The sequence below is a fragment of the Candidatus Rokuibacteriota bacterium genome, from assembly GCA_016209385.1.
Lineage (GTDB): Bacteria > Methylomirabilota > Methylomirabilia > Rokubacteriales > CSP1-6 > JACQWB01.
Genome location: JACQWB010000097.1, coordinates 1 through 6,018, shown reverse-complemented (window position 1 = coordinate 6,018; position 6,018 = coordinate 1). Strand labels below are relative to the sequence as shown.

Below are 6,018 nucleotides of genomic sequence, written 5' to 3'. Positions count from 1 at the left end.
GGGTGGACGTTCGAGCCGAGGGAGTTCGGAGGAGCCGCAGGCGACGACACTCACGAGGCGAGGCCCGAATAAATCGTTCGAGCCGAGGGAGTTCGGAGGAGCCGCAGGCGACGACACTCACGAGGCGAGGCCCGGGTAAATAAGACTCAGGCGAGGCCCGAGTCAATAACACTGAGCCGAGCCCGAGTTGATCGTCACCGCCGACGAGCTCGCCGTCATCCGCCGCCAGGCCGAGGCCGAGTATCCCCACGAGTGCTGCGGGGTGATCCTCGTCAAAGCTAGCCGGAACGACGAGCGCGTTCTGCTTCCGTGTCGGAACATCCAGAGCGAGCTCCACGCGAAAGATCCTCTGCGCCACCCGCGCGACGCCCGCACCGCCTACTACATGGCCCCGCAGGATCTGTTGACGGTCATGCGCCTCGAGTCGGACGGCTTCGGCGTTCGGACCATCTACCACTCGCACATCGACGCGGGCGCGTACTTCTCCGAGACCGACAAGCGCCAGGCCGCGGCGGGCGGCCAACCGCTGTACGCGGACGCCACCTACCTGGTGGTGTCGGTGGTGAATGGCAAGGTCGTAGAGGCCAGTGCCTTCGGCTGGGATCCAGCCCGCCGCGACTTTCTCCCGGTCTCGCTCGAGGCGTCGTGACATGACTCGCTCGGAGTCGCTCTTCTCCCGCGCCCAGGAACTGATCCCAGGAGGCGTCAACAGCCCAGTGCGCGCCTTCCGTGGCGTCGGCGGGACGCCATTTTTCGTCGCGCGGGGGCAGGGCGCCCGGATCTGGGACGTGGACGGCCGTGCCTACATCGATTTCCTGGGCTCGTGGGGTCCCCTCATTCTCGGTCATGCACCGCCGGCGGTCGTCGAGGCGATCGCCGAGACTGCGCGGCGAGGGACCAGCTACGGGGCCCCGACCGCTCAGGAAGTGGAGCTCGCCGAGCGGATCATCCGCGCGGTGCCCTCGATCGAGATGGTGAGGCTCGTGAACTCCGGCACCGAGGCGGCGATGAGCGCGATCCGGCTGGCGAGAGGGGCCACGGGACGCGAGGCAATTATCAAGTTCGAGGGCTGCTACCACGGCCACGCCGACAGCCTCCTGGTCAAGGCCGGCTCGGGCGGGGCGACCCTCTCGCTGCCGGACAGCCTCGGTGTTCCCGTGTCGCTCGCGAGCCTGACCATCACGCTGCCCTTCAACGATCTCGAGGCGGTGGCAGCGGTGATGGCGGCCCGAGGGCGCGACGTCGCGGCCATCATCGTGGAGCCCGTGGCTGGCAACATGGGGGTGGTGCCTCCGAGTCCGAGCTTTCTTTCCGGTCTTCGAGCCCTGTGCGACAGGTTCGGCGCGCTCCTGATCTTCGACGAGGTCATCACCGGCTTCCGGCTCGCCGCGGGCGGTGCTCAGGCGCTGTACGGCGTAAAGCCCGATCTCACCTGTCTCGGCAAAATCATCGGCGGCGGGCTTCCTGTCGGCGCCTACGGTGGAAGGCGCGAGCTCATGGCGCAGGTGGCGCCGCTCGGGGGCGTCTATCAGGCCGGGACGCTCTCGGGGAACCCGCTGGCCGTGGCCGCAGGGCTTGCCACGCTCAGGGCCCTCGAGGCTGCCGAGGCGTACCAGCGCCTCGACGATCTCGGAGGGGCGCTTCACGCCGGGCTCGAGGCAGCGGCACGGAAGGCCGGTGTGGCGCTCACGGTGAACCGGGTGGGCTCGATGCTGACCGCGTTTTTCGCCGAACGCGCCGTGACCGATTACGCTTCTGCAAAGCGCTCAGACACCCGGCGCTACGCGGCGTTCTTCCATGACATGCTCGACCGCGGGGTGTTCCTGCCCGCCTCCCAGTTCGAAGCGGTCTTCGTGTCGCTGGCGCACTCCGAGGCCGACGTCGAAGCGGCGGTTCGCGCCGCCGGCGAAGCGCTTCAGGCGCTCGGTCGCTGAGCGTCGCCGAGGGCCCAGCCACGAGGAACCCTATTGACTCGGGTTTTTGCGAGGTGGTAGGATTCACGGGGCTTTGCCCCTGGGAGGATTCTCTCAGCCCCTCCCGCTAGCTTTTTGCGTTCGCGTCTCCCGGTTTCGGTCAAGATCAAGAGCCGAGGAGCGTGCGAGGAACGATGTGGACGAAGGCGGGCGTGAGTGTTCTGGGACTCGTCCTGCTCGCCATCCTCCTCTTCCTCAGCTTTGCATCCGGGCGCCCGCAGGCCGGCGCCGCCGGGCCGGCTCAGCCGATCGCCTTCAGCCACGCGATCCACGCCGGGCAGTATCAGATCGACTGCCAGTACTGTCACTCGGACGCCCGACGCTCCGAGTACGCCGGCATCCCGTCGGTCACGCGGTGCATGGGGTGTCACAAGATCACCGCCGCGGACAGGCCGGAGATCAAGAAGCTCGCCGAGTATCTTGGAAAGCAGGAAGCGATTCCGTGGGTTCGCGTGTACAAGGTGCCGGAGTACGTCTACTTCCCACACAAACCCCACATCCGGGCCGACGTGGCCTGCCAGACCTGTCACGGTCCGGTGCAGACGATGGACGTCGTCGCGGCCCGGACCGGGCAGCGCCTGACCAATGATCTCCTGAACCTGATCGGGTTCGCGCCGGCGGCGCCGCCGTTGACGATGGGCTGGTGCATCGAATGCCACACGGCCCGGAAGGCCAGCCTCGAGTGTTCCACCTGCCACCACTAAGAATCCCGTGAGCAGAGAGCAGTCGTCGCGCGGGATGGATCGTCGGCAGTTCTTCAGGGTCGTCGCCACGACCACCGCCACTGCCGCTGCTGCCGGGTGCGGTCCTTCGACCGAACGACTTCTCCCGTACGTGGTCCCGCCGGAGAACCTGGTCCCCGGCGTCGCCTCCTGGTTCGCCACGGTCTGCCGCGAGTGCCCGGCCGGGTGCGGTGCCATCGCCCGGAACCGTGAAGGGCGCGTCGTCAAGCTGGACGGTAATCCCGACCACCCGATCAACGCGGGGACGCTCTGCATCCGGGGCCAAGCGGCGCTCCAGGGGCTCTACAACCCCGATCGCATCCGCGGCCCCCTTCTCCGTGATTCCTCCGGGACGCTCAAGCCCATCAAGTGGGAGGAGGTGGAGCAACTCCTCACTGAGAAGCTCGCAGCCCTGGTGAAGGCCAAGCAGGGGGGGCGGATCGCGCTCGTGAGTCAGCTCGAGGCGGGCAGCCTGGGCCGGCTCATGGACGAGTGGACGAAAGCTCTCGGCGTCCGCCCGCGCATCGCCTACGAACCCTTTGCGCATGAATCCCTCCGCGCGGCGAGCCGGATCGCCTTTGGCCGGGAGGCGATCCCGCAGTACGCGATCGAGGAGGCGACGGTCCTCCTCTCGTTCGGTGCCGACTTCCTCGAGACCTGGCTCTCCCCGGTCGGGTACGCGCGCGGGTACGCCCGGATGCACGCGTTCAAGCACGGCAGGGCCGGGACCTTCGTCCACATCGAGCCTCGCCTCTCGCTGACCGCGTCCAGCGCCGACGAGTGGGTCCGGAACGCCCCCGGAACCGAGGCGCTCCTGGCGCTGGCGCTGCTCCGCGTGATCGTCGACGAAGGGCTTCAGGCGCCCGGCGTGGATGTGGCGACGCTGAAGGCCGCGGTCAGGGAGGTCGATGTCGCCGCCGCGGCGGGGCAGTCCGGCGTTCCGGTGGAGACGGTCACGCGCCTCGCCCGCGACTTCGCCAGGGGAAAGCCCAGCGTGGCAATCGGAGGCGGGGTGGCGGTGTCGGGCGAAAACGCGACCGAGCTTCAGCTGGTCCTCCACCTGCTCAACTACGCGGTCGGCAACATCGGGAGGGCGGTCCGCTTCGGTCCCGATTCGGTCTTCGGCAGGGCGAGCGCTTACCGGGAGGTCCTGAGCCTCACGCAGGTGATGGAGAAGGGCGAGGTCGGGGTCCTGCTCCTCTACCGCGTGAATCCTCTCTTCACGCTGCCGGCCCGGGCGGGCTTTGCCGCCGCGCTCAAGAAGGTCCCGTTCGTGGTCAGCTTCTCCGACGTCCTCGACGAGACCACGACCCAGGCCCATCTCGTGCTCCCCGATCTCCACCCGCTTGAGTCCTGGGGCGACTTCTCGCCTCAGGACGGGGTGTACGGGCTCATGCAGCCGACGATGGGAGTCGTGCCGGGCTACGAGGCGCGGGCGGTCGGCGACGTCCTGCTCGCCGTTGGACGCGCCGTTCTCGGTAGCCCCGAGGGCAAGGGGCCGTTCCGCTGGGAGAGCTTCGAGAGCTATCTGAAAGACCGGTGGCGTGGGCTGGCGAAGGAGCTGGCTCCACGCACGCCGTTCGACGCCTTCTGGGAGGAATCCCTCCGGCGGGGCGGCGCCTGGAAGAGCGTGGCCCCGGTGGGCGTCAGGCTCCGCACGGAGGCCGCCAAGGTGGCGGGAGCCATACCGAAGCTCAAAGGAGACGGGCAGGGGTTCGTCCTGCTCGCCTACCCATCGGTCCGCTTCTACGACGGCCGGGGCGCGAATAAGCCGTGGCTCCAGGAAGCGCCGGACACCATGACCCAGGTGTCGTGGGACTCGTGGGTGGAGGTGCCCGCTCAGACTGCGGGAGCACTCGGTATCCGGCAAGGCGACGTTGTCACGCTGACGTCCCCCCACGGGTCCATCGAGCTGCCCGCGTACGTTTCTGAGAGCCTCCATCCGGGAACGGTCGCGGTTCCGATCGGGCAGGGTCACACGGCCTACGGGCGTTATGCCACGGACGGCATCCAGTTCCCGAGCGCCAACCCCGTCGCGGTGTTTGCCGGGGGCGGGTCGGAGACGGAAGCCGCAAGACCCCGCGGCGCGAACCCCATCGTGCTCCTCGGGGCCGAGCCCGAAGCGGCCTCGGGAGGGCTTCCCTGGCTCTCGGTGCGCGTGACGCTCGCCAAGACGGGGCGGCGCCGGCCCCTGGCCGTCGTGCAGGCCACGGCGAACCAGGATGATCGTGGGGTGGCCCAGCACGTCAGCCTCGCCGCGGCCCGGGAGCTCGAGCTCCGGGGCGCCGTGCCGGAGAAGGCCAGCCTCCCCAGCATGTACCCGGACCTCAAATACCCCGAGCACCGCTGGGGGATGGCGGTCGACGTCGACGCCTGCATCGGATGCCAGGCGTGCGTCGTCGCCTGCCAGGCCGAGAACAACGTCGCCGTGGTCGGCAAGGAACAGCTCGCCTACGGCCGCGGAATGCACTGGCTCCGCGTCGAGCGCTGGCAGGAGGGCAAGCCAAGCCACCCCGAGACGCTCTTCCTCCCCATGTTCTGCCAGCACTGCGAGATCGCTCCGTGCGAGCCAGTCTGCCCGGTGTTCGCCGCCTACCACACGAACGAGGGGCTGAACGCCCAGATCTACAACCGCTGCGTGGGGACCCGGTACTGCGGCAACAACTGCCCCTACCACGTCAGGCGCTTCAACTGGTTCTACAACCAGTTCCCGGAGCCGCTCCACCTCCAGCTCAACCCGGACGTCACCGTGCGCCAGCTCGGGATCATGGAGAAGTGCACGATGTGCATCCAGCGGATCATCGCCGGCAAGGACGCGGCCAAAGACGCAGGGCGCAAAGTGCGCGACGGCGACATCGTCACCGCGTGCCAGCAGACCTGCCCGACCCAGGCGATCGTGTTCGGCGACCTCAAGGAGCCGCAAAGCCGGGTCGCCAAGCTGGCGCGGTCGCCGCGCGGCTACCACGTGCTCGAGGAGCTGGGGACGCGCCCCGCCGTCACCTACCTCAAGAAGGTCACCCGAGAGCCCGGGAAGGGCCGCGCTCCGAAGACCCACTGATGAGCGACGCCAGTCAGCCCACCTACGCCGACGTCAACCGCGACGTCCTCCGCACCCTGGGGCCGCCGAGCAACGCCTACTACGGCGCGATGTCCCTGATCGGCTTCCTCCTGGCCACCTGTCTCTTCACGGCGTGGTCCTGGCAGGTCTATGTCGGCATCGGGGCGGCGGGAAAGCGCGTGCCGCAGATGTGGGCGCTCTACATCACGACCTTCGTGTTCTGGATCGGGATCGGCCACGCCGGGACGCTGATCTCCGCCATCCT

The 6,018-nt window shown here is 68.5% G+C and carries 5 protein-coding genes; all 5 read left to right on the top strand.

The features are described 5' to 3' along the window. Window positions 1-187: 187 nt before the first annotated feature. Window positions 188-649, top strand: a complete 462-nt coding sequence (locus HY726_06650; protein MBI4608666.1) for a Mov34/MPN/PAD-1 family protein — start codon at window positions 188-190, stop codon at window positions 647-649. A 1-nt stretch (window position 650) separates the two neighbouring features. Continuing rightward, a complete protein-coding gene (gene hemL, locus HY726_06645) occupies window positions 651-1,934 on the top strand; it encodes a glutamate-1-semialdehyde 2,1-aminomutase (protein MBI4608665.1) in 1,284 nt (427 codons plus the stop codon). 173 nt (window positions 1,935-2,107) lie between these two features. Next, window positions 2,108-2,677 (top strand): cytochrome c3 family protein, encoded by a 570-nt coding sequence (locus tag HY726_06640; protein MBI4608664.1) that lies wholly within the window; start codon window positions 2,108-2,110, stop codon window positions 2,675-2,677. Window positions 2,678-2,684: 7 nt separating this feature from the next. After that, the gene (locus tag HY726_06635) at window positions 2,685-5,753 is read left to right on the top strand and encodes a molybdopterin-dependent oxidoreductase (GenBank protein MBI4608663.1); all 3,069 of its coding nucleotides are present in this window, start codon (window positions 2,685-2,687) and stop codon (window positions 5,751-5,753) included. Beyond that, on the top strand, window positions 5,753-6,018 hold a 266-nt coding region (locus tag HY726_06630), incomplete at its 3' end, for a hydrogenase (GenBank protein ID MBI4608662.1). The genes HY726_06635 and HY726_06630, both read left to right, overlap by 1 nt.